Annotated in this window: 15 protein-coding genes and 1 pseudogene; 13 read left to right on the forward strand and 3 right to left on the reverse strand. The window is 42.6% G+C overall.

Annotated features, from left to right (window positions below; all coding sequences use genetic code 11):
- The first annotated feature begins 350 nt into the window (after window positions 1-350).
- Window positions 351-2,009 carry a phosphoenolpyruvate carboxykinase (ATP) gene (locus AB3329_RS04175; protein WP_368394485.1) on the forward strand — a complete coding sequence of 553 codons (1,659 nt, stop codon included), beginning with the start codon at window positions 351-353 and terminating at the stop codon, window positions 2,007-2,009.
- A 114-nt stretch (window positions 2,010-2,123) separates the two neighbouring features.
- Here AB3329_RS04175 and AB3329_RS04180 read toward each other — a convergent pair whose 3' ends face one another.
- Window positions 2,124-3,209, reverse strand: a complete 1,086-nt coding sequence (locus AB3329_RS04180; protein ID WP_368394486.1) for a DEAD/DEAH box helicase — start codon at window positions 3,207-3,209, stop codon at window positions 2,124-2,126.
- A gap of 159 nt (window positions 3,210-3,368) precedes the next feature.
- Here AB3329_RS04180 and udk point away from each other — a divergent pair, with 159 nt between their 5' ends.
- The 8 genes and pseudogenes from udk to AB3329_RS04220 all read left to right on the forward strand — a co-directional run bounded on the left by udk (window position 3,369) and on the right by AB3329_RS04220 (window position 11,586).
- Window positions 3,369-3,995: a uridine kinase gene (gene udk / locus AB3329_RS04185; RefSeq protein WP_368394487.1), complete on the forward strand. Its 627-nt coding sequence runs from the start codon at window positions 3,369-3,371 to the stop codon at window positions 3,993-3,995.
- Window positions 3,996-4,070: 75 nt separating this feature from the next.
- Window positions 4,071-4,518 (forward strand): annotated as a pseudogene (locus AB3329_RS04190) (GNAT family N-acetyltransferase).
- A gap of 325 nt (window positions 4,519-4,843) precedes the next feature.
- Entirely contained in the window at window positions 4,844-6,403 is a 1,560-nt protein-coding gene (locus tag AB3329_RS04195; protein ID WP_368394488.1) for a 2-isopropylmalate synthase, read from the forward strand.
- A gap of 262 nt (window positions 6,404-6,665) precedes the next feature.
- The gene (leuB, locus tag AB3329_RS04200; RefSeq protein ID WP_368394489.1) at window positions 6,666-7,706 is read left to right on the forward strand and encodes a 3-isopropylmalate dehydrogenase; all 1,041 of its coding nucleotides are present in this window, start codon (window positions 6,666-6,668) and stop codon (window positions 7,704-7,706) included.
- A 125-nt stretch (window positions 7,707-7,831) separates the two neighbouring features.
- Window positions 7,832-9,226: a 3-isopropylmalate dehydratase large subunit gene (leuC, locus tag AB3329_RS04205; RefSeq protein WP_368394490.1), complete on the forward strand. Its 1,395-nt coding sequence runs from the start codon at window positions 7,832-7,834 to the stop codon at window positions 9,224-9,226.
- A gap of 98 nt (window positions 9,227-9,324) precedes the next feature.
- A complete protein-coding gene (gene leuD / locus AB3329_RS04210) occupies window positions 9,325-9,915 on the forward strand; it encodes a 3-isopropylmalate dehydratase small subunit (protein ID WP_368394491.1) in 591 nt (196 codons plus the stop codon).
- A gap of 166 nt (window positions 9,916-10,081) precedes the next feature.
- Window positions 10,082-10,867, forward strand: a complete 786-nt coding sequence (locus AB3329_RS04215) for an L-threonylcarbamoyladenylate synthase (RefSeq protein WP_368394492.1) — start codon at window positions 10,082-10,084, stop codon at window positions 10,865-10,867.
- 101 nt (window positions 10,868-10,968) lie between these two features.
- Entirely contained in the window at window positions 10,969-11,586 is a 618-nt protein-coding gene (locus tag AB3329_RS04220; RefSeq protein WP_368394493.1) for a Type 1 glutamine amidotransferase-like domain-containing protein, read from the forward strand.
- Between the two features lie 174 nt (window positions 11,587-11,760).
- On the opposite strand, the gene AB3329_RS04225 is transcribed toward AB3329_RS04220, so the two are convergent.
- The gene (locus AB3329_RS04225; protein WP_368394494.1) at window positions 11,761-12,741 is read right to left on the reverse strand and encodes a hypothetical protein; all 981 of its coding nucleotides are present in this window, start codon (window positions 12,739-12,741) and stop codon (window positions 11,761-11,763) included.
- Between the two features lie 1,169 nt (window positions 12,742-13,910).
- Between AB3329_RS04225 and AB3329_RS04230 the strand changes: the two genes are divergently transcribed.
- The 3 genes from AB3329_RS04230 (at window position 13,911) to AB3329_RS04240 (ending at window position 16,480) form a co-directional block, all read left to right on the forward strand.
- A complete protein-coding gene (locus AB3329_RS04230) occupies window positions 13,911-14,411 on the forward strand; it encodes a GAF domain-containing protein (RefSeq protein ID WP_368394536.1) in 501 nt (166 codons plus the stop codon).
- The gene (gene dnaX / locus AB3329_RS04235) at window positions 14,411-16,081 is read left to right on the forward strand and encodes a DNA polymerase III subunit gamma/tau (protein WP_368394495.1); all 1,671 of its coding nucleotides are present in this window, start codon (window positions 14,411-14,413) and stop codon (window positions 16,079-16,081) included. The genes AB3329_RS04230 and dnaX overlap by 1 nt, the downstream gene beginning before the upstream one ends.
- Window positions 16,082-16,285: 204 nt before the next feature.
- Window positions 16,286-16,480: a DUF3272 family protein gene (locus AB3329_RS04240; RefSeq protein ID WP_368394496.1), complete on the forward strand. Its 195-nt coding sequence runs from the start codon at window positions 16,286-16,288 to the stop codon at window positions 16,478-16,480.
- Here the strand turns inward: AB3329_RS04240 and birA are convergent.
- A complete protein-coding gene (gene birA, locus AB3329_RS04245; RefSeq protein ID WP_368394497.1) occupies window positions 16,461-17,399 on the reverse strand; it encodes a bifunctional biotin--[acetyl-CoA-carboxylase] ligase/biotin operon repressor BirA in 939 nt (312 codons plus the stop codon). The two genes, AB3329_RS04240 and birA, sit on opposite strands and share 20 nt — an antisense overlap.
- A 471-nt stretch (window positions 17,400-17,870) precedes the next feature.
- Between birA and metK the strand changes: the two genes are divergently transcribed.
- Entirely contained in the window at window positions 17,871-19,061 is a 1,191-nt protein-coding gene (gene metK / locus AB3329_RS04250; RefSeq protein ID WP_368394498.1) for a methionine adenosyltransferase, read from the forward strand.
- The last annotated feature ends 48 nt before the right edge of the window (window positions 19,062-19,109 follow it).

Below are 19,109 nucleotides of genomic sequence, written 5' to 3' on the forward strand. Positions count from 1 at the left end.
GAGCAGTAGGGCCGGGACTCTTGTCCCGGTTTTTTTGTTATAATAACAGCAAAGAGTGCTGTAAGACTTATGTTTGCTTGTTTAAGCTTGGATCAGCTCCTAAGATCCTGACTTTTTCCAGTTTTGGCAGGTAAGGCTTGTCTTTAAAAAGAATGCGGGAGAGACAAAAAAATGGCAGCGCTTTCTTTTATTTGTGGTATAATAGGATAAGATGAATATTGTTGTAGCTGAATATGGCCTAAACGCTGTGAGAGATAACAGCCTGCCTTGGAACTTTTTAGCTCTTTGTCTAGCTTTTTATTTTCTCTCTGCGTTTTTAAGGCCTTTGTATCTTAATAGAGGAGGAATGGATGGTTACACGGAAACAATTTTCAACGGAAGAGATGAGCAAAGACAGTTCATTTTTTTCACCCTTAAAAACGATTGTTGAGACAGCTTTTTATGAAAATCAGGTTATTTCTATTAAGACCTTGGAAGAAGCTTATCAGCTGGCTTCGGTTGCTGCAGGAACTGTTGTACTGGACATGCCGGTTATTCATACAAAAGAACTGGGGCTGCCTTCTTATGCCAGGGTATTGCTGACCAACTCAGGAGCAATTGTAGGCAGAACAGCTAAGGCCAGAAGAATTTACGGCAGAGACAGTGAAGAAGATGAACGTTTGTTAACAATTGCCAGAAGTGCCGTTTACCAATCTCATAAAAGAAAATTTTATAAAGCCGATGCCATTGTCGGACTTGATGAAACTTTTATGGCCAGAGCCCACCTGATGGTGCCGGAAGAAGAAATTAATAATCTTTACTCTTGGCTGCTGAACTTTCAGATTTTGGATGAGGAATTTAAGAACCGTCTAAAAGTGTCTAAACAGTATGAAGAGGATGATATTTTTGTTTTCTTTGATCCTAAATGGTCCCACCCTGACTATCCGGACGGTTTAGCTTATTTTGATACCAGACATAATTGTGTCATCATTCTTGGTTTAAATTATTTCGGAGAATTGAAGAAAGCAACATTGACCTTGGCTTGGGGTACTGCGGCGCGGAATGGTTACGTGGCCTGCCATGGCGGCCTTAAGATTTTTAAGCAGAAGCAGGGTAAAAAAGATAGCAAAAATTATGTCGCTTCCTTTTTCGGCCTGTCAGGTTCAGGTAAATCGACCTTAACACACGCTAAGCACGGCAATAAGTACGATATCAAAGTTCTGCATGATGACGCCTTTATTATTTCCGTTAAAGATGGTTCCTCTGTTGCGCTAGAACCTGCTTATTTCGATAAAACCAATGATTATCCGACCGGCCATCCGGAGCAGGATTATTTTGTTACTGTCCAGAACTGCGGTGTGACTATGGATGAAAACCGCCGTAAAAAACTTGTTACCGAGGATATCCGCAATGGCAACGGCCGAACCGTTAAATCACGTTTTGCAACTCCTAATCGGGTAGACCGGATTAATGAAGCGATTAATGCGATTTTTTGGATTATGAAGGATGATTCACTGCCGCCTTTGATAAAAATCAATGATCCAGTGGTGGCAACAACCATGGGCTGTACTTTAATGACCAAACGTTCCAATGCAGAAAATATTTCTGGAGCCCGTCAAAGCCTTGTCATTGAGCCTTTTGCCAATCCATTCAGAGTTTACCCTCTAGTTGAGGACTATCGTAAATTTTTAGCTTTATTTAAAGCCGGAGTTGACTGCTATATCATTAATACCGGACAGTATATGGGCAGAAGCATCCCTAAAAATATAAGTCTGAATATTATTGAGCAAATTGTCGAAAACAAGGGGACATTTAAGCCTTTTGGACCTCTGGAGCATTTTGAGTACTTAGATCTGGATGCTTATCCAGTTTCACGCTTTGATGAGAATTATAAACAGCTGATTCGGGAAAGAATGCAGGTTCGTTTGAACTTTTTACTGTCCTTTAATCAAGACAATCCTAAAACTGCTCTGCCTGTAAGTTCTATTTCACGCTTAGAGGATGTTATTGAAAGTTTGTCTAAGGCATAGAGCCCAGCCCTTTAGGAAACTAAGGGAGCGGTTTTGTTGCCACTATCTGCTGATAATCAAAAAAACAGTCTGGGACTTTTTCTTTAAAGAGTCCCAGACTGTTTTTTAGCAAAGCTATTCCTTTAAATAGAGCTGTTGGTTTTTGAGGTAAACTTCCGAAACATCAGCAAACCTTTGCAGTCTTTCTAAATCTTCATTATGGGTGATAAAAGTGATAACAGCGCCTGAATGTCCCATTCTGCCAGTTCTGCCGGCTCGGTGTGTGTAGACATCTTTGTCATGTGCGGTTTCAAAGTTAATAACATATTCCAAACCATTGATATCGATCCCTCTGGCCGCTAAATCTGTGGCCAGCAACAAAGACAGTTCCCTGTTTTTAAATTGCTCCAGTACCGCCTTTCGTTCCTTGATATTAATATCGCTGGCGAGAGACGCTGCTGCAGCCCCTCTGTACTGGAGTCTCTCTTCACAGGCCCCTAAATCAGAAAGCGTATTGAAAAAAACAAGGGCATGAAACTCTGGAATATTAGCAAACTTACGCAGGAGCTCTGACCTATTGCGCTTGTCTGTTTGTATGTAGTAGTGGGCAATATGACTGTGTTTTTGAGCGGATAAATCAATGATTCTAGTATCAGCTGCCAACAGACTTTTATCTGTTTGCCGACTTGCTCCTATATAGATCAGCTGCTGCTTACGGGCAGCACGTTTTATGATATTGTCCGTAAAGGAATGCTGAGAGCTGCTCAAAAGTTCATCAAATTCATCGAGAATAATGCTGTCTACTTTCATCATTTTTATTTTTTTGAGTTTGACCAGCTCAAAAACGCGGCCAGGTGTCCCGATAAGAATTTCTGGCCCTTTTTTGAGCCGTTCAATCTGACGTTTTTGACTGGAGCCGGAGATGAAGAGCTGGGCTGTCAAACCGAGCGGTTCTGCCCATTCTTTGGTGACTTTAAAAATCTGTCCGGCTAACTCTGTATTGGGTGCCAGAATAAGCAGCTGCTGGGCTGAACCTTTTTTTAACTTGAGCAGGCTGGGAAACAGATAAGCCAATGTTTTTCCAGTGCCTGTCGGACTGATTCCAAGAATATTATCCCCTTGAGAAATAATGTCAAATATTTCCTTTTGAATAGGAGTCAGTTCTGTAAAACGGTTTTCCCTTAACTTTTGTTGCCATATTTGCGGAAATGCAGAAATCATAATAGTCCCTATCTAAAAAATTACTGCTTTTATTATAGCACGAATTAAGGTAAAATAAAGAGAAAGAATTGAGCTTACACCGGCTGAAAATCAGGACAATCCAGTGCAGCTGCAGCCGGACAGGCTTGTTTTTATTGTATATTAGATTTGGAGTAAAAGATGGCTAAAAAACCGATTATTATTGGGGTAACAGGCGGTTCGGGGAGCGGCAAGACAAGTGTATCACGCGCTATTCTGTCCAATTTTCCCGATGCCAGAATTGCTATGATTGAACATGATTCTTATTACAAAGATCAAAGCCACCTCACCTTTGAAGAGCGTGTAACGACAAATTATGATCATCCTTTAGCTTTTGACACGGCTTTTATGATTGAACATCTCAATGAATTAATTGCCGGCCGTCCGGTCGATATTCCTATTTATGATTATACCCGCCATACGCGCAGCAGCCAAAGCTACCGTCAGGAACCGCAGGATGTTTTTATTGTTGAAGGAATTTTAGTGCTGGAAGACCGGCGTTTACGGGATTTGATGGATATAAAACTTTTTGTGGACACAGATGATGATATTCGTCTCATCCGCCGTATCAAGAGGGATATGCAGGAGAGAGGCCGCAGTCTGGACAGCATTATTGAGCAGTATATGACAGTTGTTAAGCCAATGTATCATCAATTTATTGAGCCGACAAAGCGCTATGCCGATATCGTTATTCCTGAAGGGGTTTCAAATACTGTAGCAATTGATTTAATCAATACAAAGGTAGCCAGCATTTTAAATCAAAAATAACTGAGATAGAAAAACAAAAGTCAGTCTTTACGGCCATTACATTTTATATTTTGTAAAGAAAAAGGAGGGAGCCTAATGATTATCCGGACAATGCAGCTCGAAGATTATGATAAACTTTATCAGCTTTGGTTATCCTGCCAAGGGATGGGCTTAAACCATCTGGATGATTCACAAGAAGGAGTGGCTGTTTTTTTAAGGCGCAATCCTAAAACCTGTTTTGTTGCAGAAGCTGGCAAAAATCTTATTGGTTATTGGAGCCATTATGGCAGGGCATGACGGACGTCGGGGCTATATTTATCACACGGCTGTTCACCCGGACTGCCGCCGGCAGAAAATAGCAAGCAGTTTGGTCAAACATAGTTTAGAAGCCCTGAAAGAAGAAGGGATTCATAAAGTTGCCCTGCTGGTCTTTACCAAAAATCAGACAGCAAATGCCTTTTGGGCAAGTGTCGGCTTTACAAAACGAGAGGATATCACCTACCGTAATAAGGCTCTCAGCAGCTTATGCCGTATAGACACATAAATAAGGGACTTGTTTACTAAACTTTTCAGTTTTTAAATTTTGCCTATTGACAAAATAATCAGAAAATTATATCATGTTAACAAGTTATAAAGGAAGGGAATCAGTCAAATGACATTCGCAGCAAAAACAGTTTTACTATTGCGGGATGAGGGCTAATGCAAAAGCATTAGTCCTGTTTGGCTTACCAAGCGGGAGTAAAAAAACATCTCGCTTGGAATTAACCTTGCGGGATGTTTTTTTTGTTAATGATTTTGCTGCTGTGTGTCCAGGCTTTAGCATTTGCACAAGATTAGCAGCTGTCAGGATTTTTAGAAGGTGGTTTGATATGCGTAACATTGAATTTCTTGATACAACGCTTCGTGATGGCGAGCAGACACCGGGTGTGAATTTTTCGGTTAAGGAAAAGGTTGCTATCGCCAAACAGCTGGAAAAATGGGGCATTTCTTCGATTGAAGCCGGTTTTCCGGCTGCCAGCCCGGACTCTTTTGAAGCAGCCAGACAAATTGCTGCGGCCATGACAAAGACTGCTGTTTCTGCTTTAGCTCGTTCTGTAAAGTCAGATATTGATGCCTGCTATGAAGCTATTAAAGAGGCTAAGTACCCACAGTGCCATGTTTTTATCGCAACCAGTCCTATTCACAGAGAGTTTAAACTAAAAAAATCAAAAGAAGAAATCCTTGATATTATCAAGGAGCATGTCCGTTATGCGCGGACGAAATTTGATGTAGTGGAATTTTCTCCCGAAGATGCTACGCGTACCGAACTGGACTATCTTCTTCAGGTGGTGCAGACGGCAGTAGATGCCGGTGCTTCCTATATCAATATTCCTGATACAGTTGGTTTTACAACGCCGGAAGAATATGGTGCCATCTTTGATTATTTGATAAAAAATGTAAAAACAAGCCGCACTGTTATATTTAGTCCGCACTGTCACGATGACCTTGGAATGGCCACTGCTAATACGCTGGCCGCTATAAAAAACGGTGCCGGCCGTGTTGAAGGAACGGTTAACGGAATTGGTGAACGTGCCGGCAATGTCGCCCTTGAGGAAGTAGCTGTTGCGCTTAATATTCGTCAGGACTATTTTCAAGCAGAGTCTGCTATTGTGCTCAATGAAACAGTTCATACATCGGATATGGTATCGCGCTATTCAGGCATTCCGGTTCCTAAAAATAAGGCAGTTGTCGGCGGCAATGCCTTCTCACATGAATCGGGTATCCATCAGGATGGGGTTCTAAAAAACCCTCTGACCTATGAGATTATTACCCCCGAACTTGTGGGAGTGAAACAGAATTCGCTGCCTTTAGGCAAACTGTCAGGCCGTCACGCTTTTGTTGAAAAATTAAAAGCTCTTGGTTTTGATTTTTCAGAATCTGAGATAGCTGATTTCTTCGCCAAATTTAAACAGTTGGCAGATAAAAAACACGATATTACTGATGCAGATATCCAAGCCTTGGTTATTGGAAGAGATGTTGAAAATCCGGAAGGTTTCCGCTTTAATAATCTTAAAGTGACATCGAATGCTGATGAAACGTTGACAGCTGCTGTTTCTATGATTAATGCTGATAATGAAATTGTTGAAGTTCTAGCTAATGGCCAGGGCTCAGTTGAGGCTATTTTTAACGCAATTGACAAATTCTTTAATCAAACTGTCAGATTGGACAGCTACAATATTGAAGCTGTTACAGACGGTATTGATGCGCAGGCGCGTGTGCTGGTTTCTGTTGAAAATATTGATACTGATACTATCTTTAATGCCTCAGGTCTTGATTTTGATGTCTTAAAAGCCAGCGCCATTGCTTACATCAATGCCAATACTCTGGTACAGAAAGAGAATGCCGGTGAAATCGGACATAAAGTATCAGAACATGACTATCCAAATTAAGCAAAAATATAAAAAAGAACATTTGAGAAAATGACAAAGACTGGCTATCGGCTCAAATAAGCTATCAAAAGTGAGTCAGAAAGGAAAAAATTTCCGGCTTACTATCTGTAAGCTTAAACGGGCTTTGTATCTTGTTTGAACTGAACAAGCCCTAAGAGCTGTGCAAAAAAGATAAATTTCCTTGTTTCTAAAGAAACATCGTCAATTTCCTATTTTTGCTGTGAGCTTGAACGCCTTTTGTATCTTGTTATGAGGAGATGAGATGGTAAAACATATTGTAAGTCTGGCTGGTGATGGTATTGGGCCGGAGATTATGGCCGCAGGGCTGGAGGTATTAGCTGCGGCAGCTCGTAAAATCGGGTTTAGCTATGAGGTTAGTGAAAGGCTTTTTGGCGGGGCGGCCATTGCTGCCTGCGGCCATCCGCTGCCGGACAGTACGCTGACAGCTGCCAAAAAAGCGGATGCTGTTTTGCTGGCAGCTATTGGCAGTCCTGAATACAATCAAGCTCCTGTGCGGCCGGAACAGGGGTTGCTGACTTTACGCAAAGAGCTCCATTTATTTGCTAATATCCGTCCGGTTCAGATTTTTCCTGCTCTTAAGCATTTATCACCTCTTAAGGAGCAGCTTATTAGAGATGTGGACTTTGTTCTTGTGCGTGAACTGACAGGCGGCATTTACTTTGGCGAGCATCAGCTTGAGGCGGATAAGGCGCATGATATTAATACTTACTCGGCTGAAGAAATTCGCCGTATTCTGTATAAAGCGTTTACCATTGCTCAGAGGCGCCGCAGGAAAGTCACCAGTATTGATAAGGAAAATGTGCTGGCCACTTCTAAATTGTGGCATCGGCTTGCTGATGAAGTGGCAGCAGAATTTCCAGATGTAACACTTGAACATCAGCTGGTTGACAGTGCAGCAATGCTGATGATTACAGATCCGTCACGTTTTGATGTGATAGTGACAGAAAATCTTTTTGGCGATATTTTGTCAGATGAGGCTTCTGTTCTGCCCGGAACTTTGGGAGTAATGCCGTCAGCCAGCCATTCAGAAGACGGACCAAGCCTTTACGAGCCTATCCACGGTTCTGCTCCTGATATCGCCGGCCAAGGAATTGCTAATCCGATTTCAATGGTTTTATCGGTTGCTATGATGCTGCGGGAATCTTTTGCAGAAGCTGCTGGCGCAGAAATGATTGAAAGAGCTGTATCTGAGACGCTGAAACAAGGGATAATGACAAGAGATTTAGGCGGCAGCGCAGATACGGCTGAGGTGACTGAAGCTGTTATCAGTCATTTGGATTGAGCTGATTTGTCATATTTAGCAGTAACCGTCAGTGTTTATGACCTTGTCTGTCCTGCCAGCCAAGTTTTTGCTGGAGCTGGCAGCTGTTTGTTTTAGGCCTGATGTGAATTTTTGGGGGAAGAAGGATGAGCGGAAAATCGATTTTTGATAAATTATGGGAAAGGCATACCATAACCGGCAAAGAGGGGGAACCCCAGCTCATGTATGTAGATCAGCACTATATCCATGAAGTGACCAGTCCTCAGGCATTTGACGGCCTGAGGGAGGCCGGTCGGAAGGTGCGCCGGCCGGATTTGACATTCGGCACTTTTGATCACAATGTCCCTACTGTTAATATTTACGATATCCGTGATGTGATTTCTAAAGCACAGATGGATGCCTTAGCCCGTAATGTCGTGGAATTTGGTATTCCTCATGCCAGTCACGGATCTGAGCATCAGGGTATTGTGCATATGGTCGGGCCGGAAACCGGACGTACTCAGCCCGGCAAGTTTATCGTCTGCGGTGACAGCCATACGGCTACCCATGGTGCTTTTGGCGCTATCGGTTTTGGTATCGGGACAACAGAGGTTGAACATGTTTTTGCGACTCAAACCATTTGGCAGGTTAAGCCTAAAAAACTGCTGGTTCGGTTTATCGGCAAGCCGCAAAAAGGGGTCTATTCTAAAGATTATGTCTTGGCTCTGATTGCCCGTTACGGAGTGGCTGTCGGGGTTGGTCATGTGGTCGAATATGTTGGTGAAGCTATTGATGACCTAAGTATGGAAGAGCGGATGACAATCTGCAATATGTCTATTGAGTTTGGTTCTAAAATGGGGATTATGAATCCTGACCAAAAAACATTTGACTATCTTAAAGACAAGGAGCATGCTCCAAAAGATTTTGATGCAGCAGTAGCCGATTGGCAAACTCTGGTGTCTGATCAAGATGCTGAATACGATAAAGTCATTGAATTAGATGTGTCCGACTTAGCACCGATGGTCACATGGGGGACTAATCCTTCTATGGGTGTGGAATTTGGCCGGCCATTTCCGGAAATCAGCGATATGAACGATGAAAGAGCCTATCATTATATGGAGCTTGAACCCGGACAGACAGCCAAAGACATTAAATTGGGCTATGTCTTTTTAGGCTCTTGCACTAATGCGCGTTTAAGTGATCTAAAGGAAGCGGCAAAATTTGTCAAAGGTAAGCGTATTGCTCCTCATTTAACAGCTATTGTGGTTCCGGGGAGCCGTCCGGTTAAGCGGGCAGCTGAGCGAATTGGTTTGGATAAAATTTTCACAGATGCTGGTTTTGAATGGCGTGAACCTGGCTGCTCCATGTGTCTGGGGATGAATCCGGACAAGGTACCAAACGGACTGCACTGTGCTTCCACCAGCAACCGCAATTTTGAAGATCGGCAGGGCGTAGGGGCCAAAACTCATTTGTGCAGTCCGGCCATGGCAGCAGCAGCAGCTATAGCAGGGCACTTTATTGATGTTAGACAGCTCCCGGAAAGCCGATTGAGATCAGTTTAGACAGCTAAAGCAGCAGACCCGAAGAATTTTGCAGAGCAGCTGAGTTTTGGTTAAAAAATCGAACGAAAAGTTTAAGTGTTAGCCGCTGGGAGAAAATAATGGATAAATTTACAGTATATACGGGAACAACTGTCCCTTTGATGAATGATAATATTGATACCGACCAAATACTGCCTAAACAATTTTTGAAACTGATCGACAAAAAAGGCTTTGGGAAATATTTGATGTACGAATGGCGCTACCTTGACGATAACTATACAGAAGATCCTGATTTTATTTTTAATCAGCCAGCTTACCGTCAGGCGACAATTCTGATTACAGGTGATAATTTCGGTGCAGGGTCATCGCGTGAGCATGCGGCCTGGGCCTTGGCGGATTATGGTTTCAAAGTCATTATTGCCGGCTCTTTTGGCGATATCCATTATAATAATGATCTCAACAACGGCGTTTTGCCAATTGTTCAGCCTTTGGACGTACGCCAAAAATTATCGGCTTTAAAGCCTGATGATGAGCTGACAGTAGATCTGGCTGAACAGACCATCATCTCCCCTGTAGGAAGGTTTCATTTCGATATTGACAGGGAATGGAAGAATAAGCTGCTAAACGGTTTAGATGATATTGGCATCACTTTGCAGTATGAAAAGCTTATTGCAGATTATGAAAAGAATCGGCCTAAATACTGGCAGTAAGTCCCAATCAGCAGTATAAAGGTTTCTGCTTTTTGCAGCAGCTTCACATAGAAGCTGCTGAAGTTGAACTGCCAGTTTGGAAAATTCAGAAAATTTATTGCTTTTTGCAAGTGAGCATGATAAACTAATAAGGTATGATTAAAATTTAGATGGAGAACAATCTGTTATGACGAAACATATCCACTGGAACGGCGAGCTGTCACAAGAAGGTCTTGATATTGTTAAGAGTCAGGGCGGTGTTATTGTCTGTCCGACTAAGGTAGGCTATATCATTATGACTGCTGATAAAGAAGGACTGGAACGTAAATTTGCAGCTAAAGAGCGCAAGCGCAACAAACCAGGTGTGGTACTTTGCGGCAGTATGGAGGAACTGCGCACTCTTGCTCAGCTAACGCCTGAAATTGACGCTTTTTATCAAAAACACTGGGATGAAGACATTCTTCTTGGCTGTATTCTGCCATGGCGGAAAGAGGCTTATGAGCAATTGCAGGCATACGGTGACGGTCGTGAGGAGTTGATGACGGATAGTCGCGGCACATCTTGTTTTGTTATCAAATTTGGTGTAGCAGGCGAACAGATCGCCAAGGAAATGTGGGAAAAAGAGGGACGCATGGTCTATGCTTCGTCTGCTAACCCGTCAGGAAAAGGCAACCGCGGGAAAGTGGAAGGTATTGGTCAGCGTATCGAATCGTATGTTGATCTTGTTATTGAAGCCGATGATTACGTGGCATCAATCCAGCCAGATAAGACGGTAGAGACTCGCTATGAACAAGGTGTTATGGTTTCAATGGTTGATGCAGACGGAACTTTAATTCCTGAACAAGGAAAGGGGAGCCGTTCTGTTACACCTTGTCCGGTGGTTATCCGCAAAGGTCTTGACATTGATAAAATAATGATGCATTTGTCCGACCACTTCAATTCATGGGACTATCGCCAAGGGGAATACTATTAAGAAAATGAAAATATCATTGTCCCCAATGATATTTTTGTTTACTATTTTTACCTGTAATATAAGTGCAGCTAGCCTGTCATTAAATCAAGAAAGGAGTTTTATTGATGACTTTATTTTTGACTTCCTCCTTTGCAGAGACAAAGGATCTTCTCTTAACTGTACTGAATAAGGATAAAATAGGAAAGGACATGCTGTTTATCACAACAGCAGCACAAGTTGAAGAGTACAGGCACTTTATCGATCAGGTCTATAAGGGTTTTGAAGAGATCGGGTTAACGGTCACTGCAGCAGATATTGCAGAAATGTCAGAAAAAGACGCAGCAAGAAAGATAGAAACATGCTCGGTTTTAGCTGTTTCAGGAGGCAATACCTTTTATCTTTTGCAGGAGTTAAAGAAGAAAAACTTACTGTCTCTTATTTGCAGGCGTTTGTCGGAAGGGATGCTTTATGCCGGAGAATCAGCAGGAGCGATTATTACGGCACCTGATATCTCCTATGCCGGGATAATGGACAGTTCTGATTTGGCACCCGAACTGACCGATACGACAGCTCTTGCCTTGGTTGATTTTTCGATTTTACCTCATTTTGGTGAAGAGCCGTTTGTAACCGCCTGTCAGCAGACCATAGAAGAGTATCGGGATAAAGTCCAGCTCCTTCCTATTAACAATCATCAAGCTGTTTTAGTCACCGAAAAGGGCTATAGAGTGCTGGGAGAATAAGGCAGCAAACTCTAAATAGAGTAGGTAAAAACGTTCGCATCTCTATCCTTTTTGGTTTCCAGCCCTGTTTTGCTGACCAGCCAATGCTAAAAAGCCTGCTGCAAGAGTATGAATCTCTTGCAGCAGGCTTTTATAAAGTAGCCAAGAATTATGTGAAGTCTGGCCTCAGTGCTTCTACTTTCCTAACTGGATATGAGGGAAATGCTCATGCAGGTAATTAAAAGTAGCTTGCAGCTGGTCATCCGTTTTTTTGCCGATGTTTTTAATTGGGACACGGTATTGTTTTTTATCGTTATCTTTCAAACCAATCAAAGTAGACCGACGGCTGACTGCGATAAACGACCGCCTCACCGTTAAAATATGATGGTAGAGCTGGACAATTTCATCAAGATTCATTAAACTCAGTCCTTGGTAATAGCTGATGAGATGGTGTTTGTAAATAACAATCTGCAAACTGTCATCGTGGAATGACGACTCAGCAGCAAGAGAGGCAATGTTGCCATTTAGTTCAGGGTATTGCTGATAAAGCTCATCGTAAGCACGATTGACACGGCGTTTTGTAAAGAATGCGGTCACAATGAAGAAAAGACCGAGGCCGCCAAAAATAGCACCAACAATATAAGATGTTTGCCGATCATTTTGCAGATGGGAAAGCGATACATAGTTGTCGTAAATAAAGTTCTGGCTCAAATCTGATGTAGGGCCTGCAATCTCTTCCATAATTCCTTTAAGGGAAGCGGAATAATTTTGAATCTGCTCTTTACTGCTGTAGTTGGCATTATAGTAAGTAACAGCCAATTGTTCAGGGTTGTCGGCCAGACTGTCTCCTTTTTTAATCAGCTGCGCAATTGCTTTATCATCTTCCTTTGCCTCTAAAGCCACATAGCCGTCCCGAAATGCAACAAGCCAAAGGACGGTATTGTGTCCGTCAATATCTGCAATTGGCTCATAGTCGATACCATAGATATCAATAACAAGATTGCTGCCGTTTTCAGCTGCAGTCGCCTGACCATTATAAAGGATATTATTGCTTTTAATCCTGCTAATGTCGGTATTGTAATAAGTAAAAACCAGATAAGCTACAGCAATCAGCAAAAAAATAATACCAATAACTAAATTCGCCACAAAACCTTTGTTGCGTTTTTCTTTTATCATAACCCCTCTCTCCTCACAACAAGATACAAAACCCGTTAAGAACGCAAAAGGAAAATAGGGGACTGACTGACGAATCGCCAGATTCTAAGTCAGGACATCTTTTTCCCGCAGCGTTTAGGGCGTGTTCAATTAACAAGATATAAAGCCCGTTAAAAGAGCAAAGCAAAAATAGGAGCCTGATCGATGAGTCCTAAAGACTCAAGGGAGTGCTATCTTTTTTGCACAGCTCTTAGGGCGTGTTCAATTACACCAAGATACAAAGCCCGTTAAAAAATCCGTATGAAAATGACGGTAAGTCCGAAATCTTTGATTTCGCAGACGCCCCTCTGCCAGAACGACTAGAAGGGTGCGGTCGGCTGTTAAGCCGATAAAGCCTTCAGACGTTTACGGCTGACGGTAAGTCCGAAATCTCTGATTTCGCAGACGCCCCTCTGCCAGAACGACTAGAAGGGTGCGGTCGGCTGTTAAGCCGATAAAGCCTTCAGACGTTTACGGCTGACGGTAAGTCCGAAATCTTTGATTTCGCAGACGCCCCTCTGCCAGAACGACTAGAAGGGTGCGGTAAAAATTTTAACTTTTAAATCGATTCTAGCCTTTTTCAAGACGCTAGTCGTCTAGTGACATTTTAGTCGCTTTTTCAAAGCTTTAAAATACCTATACCTACTAGGCCTTGCGGGGGTGAGGCAACAAACTTTTTATCCTTGACAAAAGTTCTGTCCCACTACCAGACGTCTACGGCTTCTCTATTAATTGTTAGTACAAAGCACACAGGCCATCTTTTTCACTTGTATTTTAGGACGGACTTTATTAATATCATAAGAGCCTGATTCTGCTTTAGAAAAATCGTGGGTCCATATAATTTCCATAATCTACCGCTGCCCTATCAGAAAGTGATGCGGGCATTTTTCCACAGAAGACCAGCCTCATTTAGTAATAACAAACCCAGTATAGCACTAAGTAAATAAGATGGATATTAAGTTTTTATGACATCTGTCATTAAAACAGCATTTTCTTTTGCTTGGCTGTTAAATTTTTATCAGCATTTAAGCAGGTTTCGCCGAAATAAAGCCAGCATACAGGCACAGCCTTTGGAACTGATAGCTAAAACAGCTTTTATTCAGTTTGTTTCTGCTTTTAATATAAGTGTTTTTTGTTATAATAATAGGTATATGGATAAGAAAAAAAAGAAAACAGACAATTATCAGCTTTTATTGGCTCAGGCGAAATCACTTTTCGCCGATGAATCTAATGTACTGGCGAATTTAGCCAATGCCAGTGCTCTCTTAAAGACAGCACTGCCTCATTCTGTGTTTGCAGGTTTCTATCTTTTTGATGGACAGCAGCTAATACTCGGTCCTTTTCAAGGAAATGTTTCCTGTGTACGTATTGCTATGGGTAAGGGTGTGTGCGGTGAAGCTGCTCAAAGGCAGCAGACTGTCATTGTTGACGATGTAGGAACTTACGCGAATTATATTGCCTGTGATTCAGCAGCAAAAAGTGAAATTGTGCTGCCGATGGTTAAAGACGGTCAATTAGTTGGGGTTCTGGATTTAGATTCAGCTTTGATTGGTGATTACGATGCTGTTGATCAAAGCTATTTGGAAGCATTTGTTTCACTGCTACTGGACGAAACCTGCTGGAATTTTGAAATGTTCGGAGTTAACAAATAATGTATCAAGCGCTTTATCGTAAGTACCGCAGCCAGACTTTTTCGGAAATGGTCGGCCAGACAGTTGTTTCAACAACGTTAAAACAGGCTGTAGCCAGCGGTAAAATCAGCCATGCTTACCTTTTCTCGGGACCGCGAGGTACCGGAAAAACCAGTGCGGCTAAAATTTTTGCTAAGGCGATGAACTGTCCGCATCAAGTTGATGGCGAGCCCTGCAATCAATGTGATATCTGCCGTGACATCACTAAGGGAAGCTTAGAGGATGTGATGGAAATTGATGCTGCCTCAAACAACGGTGTTGATGAGATAAGAGAAATTCGTGATAAATCCACCTATGCTCCCAGCCGGGCAACCTACAAGGTTTATATCATCGATGAGGTTCACATGCTCTCAACAGGGGCATTTAATGCGCTCTTAAAAACTCTGGAAGAACCGACAGAAAATGTTGTTTTTATTTTAGCAACAACAGAACTTCACAAAATTCCGGCCACTATTCTTTCGCGTGTGCAGCGTTTCGAATTTAAAACAATTAAGTCGGCAGCAATTGAAACGCATCTGGCTGCTATTTTGGATCAGGAAACTGTCAGCTATGAACCTGAAGCACTTTCATTGATTGCAAGGAGGGCAGAAGGCGGCATGCGTGATGCCTTATCTATCTTAGATCAGGCCCTCAGTTTAACAACGGATAAGGAAGTTTCCTTAGCGGTTGCCGAAGAAATTACCGGCAGTATTTCATTGACTGCACTGGATGATTATGTTAACGATTTGCTGCATCATGACACCTTATCTGCCCTGAACCGTTTGAGTCTTATCTTTGACAGCGGCAAAAGTATGAGCCGTTTTGCGACTGACCTGCTCACCTATCTGCGTGACGTGCTGGTTGTTCAGTCGGGAGGGGATGCTTCTCAAAGAAGCGCTGTTTTTCAAGATAATCTCGCTTTTAAGCAGGAAACAGTCTTTAAAATGATTGATCTAATAACTGCAAGCCTCCAGTCTATTAAACAGGGGACTCATCCAAAGGTATATGCTGAAATGATGACCATTCAGCTGGCAGAAATGCCTCTGGAATCTGAGCAGACGAGCCCGTCTGCAGCTGAAATTGAGGAGCTGCAAAAAGAGGTGAGCCAGCTCAAAAAAGAAATAGCAGCCTTGCGTTCAGGTCAGCCGGTATCAGACAAACAGCCACCGGAAGTTAAGGCCAAAACAGCCTTTAAGTATAAGGTTGATAAAGAAAAAATACTGAAAATTATGCAGGAGACTGTCGCTGACAGTGAGCAGTCGCGCGCTTACCTAGATGCTTTAAAGGGAGCATGGAATGAAATTTTAGACAGTATTAAGGCGCAGGACCGCGCGCTTTTATTGGGGGCTGAGCCCGTCCTGGCAAATAGTGAAACGGCTATTCTGGCTTTTAAGGCCGCTTTTAATGCAGAACAAGCCATGAAACGAAGCGACCTTAACGCAGTTTTTGGTAATATTATGAGTCAGGCGGCAGGCTTTTCTCCAAATATTCTTGCTGTTCCGCGCTCTGATTTTGATCAAATTCGTGCAGAATTCGCAGAAACCTTTAAGAGTCAAAAACAGGAGGAAACTGTGCAGGAAGGCGGTAAAGATGATCTGATTCCGGAAGCCTTTGCGTTTCTATCCGATAAGATTGAGACGGTAGCCGATTAGCTTGAGATGGTCAGCTGGTAAGTTAATGAAGAGGGAAAATCGCTGTGCTTCTATACCTTAGGGTGCTGTGATCTGAAGTATGCTTCTCATCAGCAGTGAGGCAAAGAGAAAAGGCGGGACGGTCAGTCAGCTTGGCCTGCAGCAGCAAGAGCGGAGCGGATGTTTCTTTTTTAAGAATTGATGAAGATATGCTATAATAAAAGCATGACTAAAGGACAATTTTTATTAATGGCGGTAGTATGTGCCTTTGAAACTTATTTTTTAAACGATGCTATTTTTAGCCAAGACTACCTTATTGCTGGTTTTTGGGGCATTTTACTGCTGCGTAACTTACAGCGAGCCTATCTGATTTCACAGTTTACTAAAAATGTCTTCGACACTACCAAGAGGAAAGACTGATTTCCCCGCTGGTCAGTGTCTTTTTTTGACCGTTGTCAAGTCTGACCAGCAGTTCTCCCCGATCGGTAATATCGTAAGCAGTCCCCCGATAGGTTCTGTCGTTTTCTGCAAAAGTAATCGTTTTATCCAATACGAGTGACTTTTCTTTGTAAACTTTAAGCAAGTCTTTTTCAGGGATCGTAAAAAAGAGCTTCCAAATTTCAGTAATCAGCTGATTGCGGCTAATCGTCGGCTGTTCTGTGCTGAAAAGCGACCTTGCTTTATTAGCCAGAGATTCAGGAAAGTCCCTGATAAAAAAATTAAGTCCGACTCCGATAATAATATCTGTAATGGAGCCTGTTTCAACGGAAGCAATAGCTTCAGTGAGAATCCCGCTTACTTTTTTGCCGTCTAAATAAATGTCATTGACCCATTTGATTTCAGTCTCAATGCCGGTCAGTCTGGAAATGGCCTTGACAATGCATGCGGCGACCATCAGAGTATAGGGCTTAGTCTGGTTGAAAGACAGTTGAGGTTTGAAATGAAGGGACATGTAAATCCCTCCCTGCTCTGCTGTAAAAAAAGGGCGTTCAAAGCGTCCCTTGGCTTTACCCTGCTGTGTAGCCAGATAAAGGTGAGGTGTTTGGTTGGCTGTCTCGATCCCTTTTTTAGCATCCAGCTGGGTAGAGAGGCTGCTGTCATTCATGGATACGGCGATCTGCAGTTCCTCAGCAATTTTTTCCGGCAGCAGAAGATCACCGCTGCACAGCCGGTAGCCCTTATTTTTTACGGCTTCAATAACAATGCCTTGTTTTTCTAACTTTTTAATGGCTTTCCAAATGGCTGTCCGTGAAAGGCTGAGCTGTTCAGCTAAATACTCACCGGTGATAAAGGTGTCGCTTTTTTCTAATAGCTGATAAACGTTTTCGTAGGTTTTCATAACCAAATTATAGCATAATTGGCCGTATTTTAGTGTGACAGGGCTGTTTTTCAAGATGACTGACTGTCATCTTTTATAAAAAATCCATATAACAAAAGAATGAAAAACATGATACAATAAAAGGGTTAATAAGTCCCGAAAAGGTGACTGCAAATGACCTGTTTTCTGGAAAAGACAGATGCAAAAAAGCCGTTTGGCAAATTCGACAAACTTAAGAAGCGACGCTAAAAAAAGAGCTTTTTTACGCTGACAACTGCCTCATAGGCCAATTAGCGCTGTTTTTCCGTCTTGAGGATAGGTATTTTTAGTCAGTGCTTTGTAACTTTTTAACAGGCTAGAATGACAGTTTCTTGTCTGCTTTTTTCTGTTTTACAGCAGGCCTTACTCTTAACAGTTTTTCTGTAAGATTTGGCTGCTTGGTAAAAGCAGGCTGGTTTAGTCAGATAAACATTATTAAAAGGGGGACATTTTATGTCAGAACGCAAACTTTTTACGTCTGAATCGGTATCTGAAGGACATCCGGATAAAATTGCCGATCAAATTTCAGACGCTATTTTAGATGCTGTTTTGGAACAGGATCCGGAAGCGCATGTGGCTGTAGAAACTGCCGTGTATACAGGTACAGTCCATGTTTTTGGGGAAATGTCGACAACAGCTTATATAGATATTAACCAATTGGTGCGAAAGACAATTGCAGAAATTGGTTACAGCCATCCGGATTACGGTTTTACTGCAGAAGCAGTCGGTGTACATCCTTCTCTGGTCGAACAGTCGGCCGATATTGCTCAGGGAGTCAATGAAGCACTGGAAGTTCGTGGTAAAAGCGGGAGCGATCCTTTGGATTTAATCGGCGCAGGCGACCAAGGGATGATGTTTGGTTTTGCAGTTGATGAAACACCGGAGCTGATGCCTCTGCCAATTTCACTTTCACATCAACTGGTTAAAAAACTGGCTGACTTGAGAAAGTCTGGTAAAATTAGCTATCTCAGGCCCGATGCCAAATCTCAGGTGACAGTAGAATATGATTCTCATGATAAACCTGTTCGAGTAGATACGGTAGTCATTTCGACTCAGCATGACCCTGATGTCTCCAACCAGCAAATCCATAAGGATGTGACTGACCAAGTCATCAAGGCTGTCATACCTTCTGAGTACTTAGATGAACAGACGAAAATAGTCATTAACCCGACCGGCCGATTCGTTATTGGAGGTCCTCAGGGAGACTCCGGCTTAACGGGACGCAAAATCATTGTTGATACTTATGGTGGCTATGCACGCCACGGCGGCGGTGCTTTTTCAGGTAAAGATGCTACAAAGGTGGATCGGTCAGCTTCTTATGCAGCGCGTTATATCGCCAAAAACATTGTTGCGGCTGGCCTGGCTGCCAAAGCTGAGGTGCAGCTGGCTTATGCTATCGGTGTTGCTCAGCCTGTGTCAGTCCGTATCGATACTTTTGGTACAGGCCGGGCTGCTGAAAGCAAACTTGAAAATGCAGTACGTCAAGTTTTTGATTTGCGCCCTGCTGGTATTATTAATATGCTGAATCTTAAACGTCCTATTTACCGTCAAACTGCTGCTTATGGGCATATGGGGCGGACAGATATAGATCTTCCGTGGGAAAAAACAGATAAAACCGAGGCATTAAAAGCCGCTTTGCAGTGAGAATTCTAAAGTTTTAGCTGCTGTTCCTATCTGTTTAAAAAAGATAAA

Origin of the sequence: Streptococcus huangxiaojuni (assembly GCF_040930515.1) — a bacterium.
Lineage (GTDB): Bacteria > Bacillota > Bacilli > Lactobacillales > Streptococcaceae > Streptococcus > Streptococcus huangxiaojuni.